The sequence below is a fragment of the Streptomyces sp. TP-A0356 genome, from assembly GCF_001417775.1.
GTDB lineage: Bacteria > Actinomycetota > Actinomycetes > Streptomycetales > Streptomycetaceae > Streptomyces.
Genome location: NZ_BBZJ01000061.1, coordinates 1 through 3576, shown reverse-complemented (window position 1 = coordinate 3576; position 3576 = coordinate 1). Strand labels below are relative to the sequence as shown.

Below are 3576 nucleotides of genomic sequence, written 5' to 3'. Positions count from 1 at the left end.
TTCCAGCGGCAGCGGTATTGGCTGGAGCCGGTCAGGGCGGTGTCCGGGTCGGTGGATGGGGTGGAGGCGGAGTTCTGGCGGACGGTTGAGGCGGAGGATCTGGAGGGGCTGGCGCGGACGCTGGGTGTGGGGGATCCCTCCGGGCTGGCGGAGGTGGTACCCGCCCTGTCGACATGGCGGCGCTCCCGTCAGGAGCGCTCCACGCTGGACAGTTGGCGTTACCGGATCACCTGGCGGCCGGTGAGTGCTCCCCCGTCCTCCGGCGCTCTTGACGGCACCTGGCTGCTCGTCGCACCCGAGCGACTCGACGGTGAGGCACTCGTACGCGAGACCGTCGCAGCGTTGACGGAGCGAGCGGAACGCGTCAGGGTCCTGTGGGTCGACGCGGACGGGGCCCCGCGCGACCAACTGGCCGCGCTGCTCGGGGCGGAGGCCGGGGGCGAGCCGGTCACCGGTGTGCTGTCCCTTCTCGGCCTCGACGAACACCCCCACCCGGAACATCCTTCGGTCCCCTCCGGACTGGCCGCCACCCTCAGCCTGGTGCAAGCGCTGGGCGACGCGGAGATCGAAGGACCGCTGTGGTGCGCCACCCGCGGGGCGGTCGGTACCGGCGACCAGCAGCCCCCCGCCGCGCCCGTCCAGGCGGGAGTATGGGGACTCGGCAGGGTCGTCGCTCTGGAACACCCCAAGCGCTGGGGCGGCCTCGTCGACCTGCCCCTGGACGCGGGCGCGGACGCGGTGCGCCTGCTGATGGGGGTACTGGCCGGAGACGGGACGGAGGACCAGCTCGCCCTGCGCGACGGTGTGGTGTTCGGCAGGAGGCTCGTCCGTGCTCCCCTGGGCAACGCTCGTGGTCGGCGCGCCTGGAAGCCGCGCGGCACGGTGCTGGTCACCGGAGGCACGGGCGCCCTCGGCGCGCGGATGGCACGCTGGCTCTCCCGTAACGGGGCGGAACACCTCGTCCTCACCGGACGGCGTGGCGAGGACGCGCCCGGCATGGCCGAACTCCGCCGCGAACTGCAGCCGTACGGCACCCGGATCACCGTTGCCGCCCGCGACATGGCGGACCCCGACGACGTCGCCGCCCTGCTGCGGACCCTGGTGGAGGACGGCGCGCCGCCGGTCCGCACCGTGCTGCACGCCGCCGGCGTCAGTGCCCTCGGGGCCCTGGCCGACACCGGTGTCGACGACCTCGTCTCCACGCTCTCGGGCAAGGTGCTCGGAGCGGACCACCTCGACGCGCAACTGGACCCCGGTCAACTCGACGCGGTCGTCTACTTCTCGTCCATCTCCGGAACGTGGGGCGTGGCCGACCACGGTGCCTACGCCGCCGCCAACGCGATCCTCGACGCACGCGCCGAGCAGCGCCGGGCCGATGGCACGCCGGTGCTGTCGGTCGCCTGGGGACCCTGGGCCGGCGGGGGGATGATCGCCGAGTCGGTGCAGGACGACCTGCGGCGCCGGGGCGTTCCGGTGATCGACCCCGACACCGCGATCGCCGGTCTTCAGCAGGCGCTTGACCACGACGACACGTTCGTCGCGATAGCCGACGTCGACTGGCCCCGATTCGCCGGGGTGTTCACCTCGGTGCGCCACAGCCCGCTGCTCGCCGAACTACCGGAGACCCAGCCAGGCGGTGCCGTGGCGCGCGGGACCACAGAGGAAGGCGACCAGGTGCCCGCGGTGGTGCGCGAACTCGCCGGCCTTGAGCCCGCTCGACGCCGTACCGCCCTCCAACACCTGGTTGGCGAACACGTCGCCGCGGTTCTCGGCCATGCCGGAGCCGACTCCGTCGACACCGAACTGGCCTTCAAGGAACTCGGCTTCGATTCCCTCACCGCCGTCGAGCTGCGCAACCGGCTCAACCGGGCCACCGGCCTGCGGTTGCCGACCACGGTGGTCTTCGACCACCCCAGCGTCGTCGCCCTCGCCGCGTTCGTCGGCGAGCAGGCGTTCGGCGGCGACGCCGACCTGCCCGCCCCGGAGCGGGCGCCCGTCCTCCCCGGCCCGGGCGGTGCGGACGAACCGATCGCGATCGTGTCGATGGGCTGCCGCTACCCCGGCGGTGTGCGCTCGCCGGAGGACCTGTGGCGTCTTGTCCAGGACGAGATCGACGCCATCTCGCCCTTCCCGACCGACCGCGGCTGGGACCTCGCGGACCTGTACGACCCGGACCCCGACCGCACCGGGACCAGCTACGTGCGCGAGAGCGGATTCCTCGACGCCGCTGGTGAGTTCGACGCGGGCTTCTTCGGGATATCGCCGCGAGAGGCGATCGCGATGGACCCGCAACAGCGCCTGCTGCTGGAAACGAGCTGGGAAGCACTGGAGCGCGCCGGACTCGACCCGAAGACCCTGCGCGGCAGCGCGACCGGCGTGTACGTGGGTCTCACCGACCAGGAGTACGCCACCCAACTCCGCGCCGCCGCCGGACAGACCGAGGGCTACCTCGCCACCGGTGCCGCGGCGAGCGTCGCCTCCGGCCGCATCGCGTACACCCTTGGTCTGGAGGGGCCGGCGGTGACCGTGGACACGGCCTGCTCGTCGTCGCTCGTCGCCCTCCACATGGCCGTACGGGCCCTGCGCTCCGGCGAGTGCGACATGGCCCTCGCCGCCGCCGCGACGGTGATGTCCGGGCCGGGCCCCTTCATCGCGTTCAGCAGGCAGCGGGCCCTGGCCTTCGACGGCCGGTGCAAGCCCTTCTCCGGCCGTGCCGACGGCTTCGCCCTCTCGGAAGGTGTGGGCGTCGTCGTCCTCGAACGGCTCTCGGACGCGCGCCGAAACGGCCATCGGGTTCTCGCCGTGATCCGTGGTTCGGCGATCAATCAGGACGGTGCGTCGAATGGTCTGACGGCGCCGAACGGTCCCTCGCAGCAGCGGGTGATCCGGGCGGCGTTGGCGGATGCGGGTCTGTCGGCGGCGGATGTGGACGTGGTGGAGGCGCACGGTACGGGGACGAAGCTGGGTGATCCGATCGAGGCGCAGGCGTTGTTGGCGACGTACGGTCAAGGTCGTCCGGTGGACCGGCCGTTGTGGCTGGGGTCGGTGAAGTCCAACATCGGCCACACCCAGGCCGCTTCGGGCATGGCCGGTGTCATCAAGATGGTGCAGGCCATGCGGCACGGCACACTCCCCAAGTCCCTCTGCGCGGAGGACCCCTCGCCGATCGTGGACTGGTCGACGGGGTCGGTGGAACTGCTCGCCGAGGCACGGCCCTGGGAGGAGTACGCCGGCCCGCGCCGGGCGGGTGTGTCGTCCTTCGGTATCAGCGGCACCAACGCCCACGTCATCCTCGAAGACTTCCAGGACGACACCGTGCCGCCGACCGAGGGGACGGAGCGATCGGGCGCGCATCACACGGTCGTGCCGCTGACGGTGTCGGCCCGGTCGGACGCGGCGCTCAAGGACCAGGTGGACCGTCTGCTCTCCCACCTCCGCGAGAGCCACGACCGACCCGCGGACGTGGGCTGGTCCCTCCTCGACAGCCGCTCCGTGTTCGAGCACCGGGCGCTGGTGATCGGTACGGACACCGTGGCAACGGGATCCGTGTCCGCCAACTCCCCTGTGTCTGCGGTG

1 protein-coding gene is annotated in these 3576 nt (G+C 72.2%); it reads left to right on the top strand.

Features of this window, described 5'->3' with window-relative positions; genetic code table 11:
* Positions 1–51: 51 nt before the first annotated feature.
* On the top strand, positions 52–3576 hold a 3525-nt coding region (locus ASC56_RS40425), incomplete at its 3' end, for an SDR family NAD(P)-dependent oxidoreductase (RefSeq protein WP_234377265.1).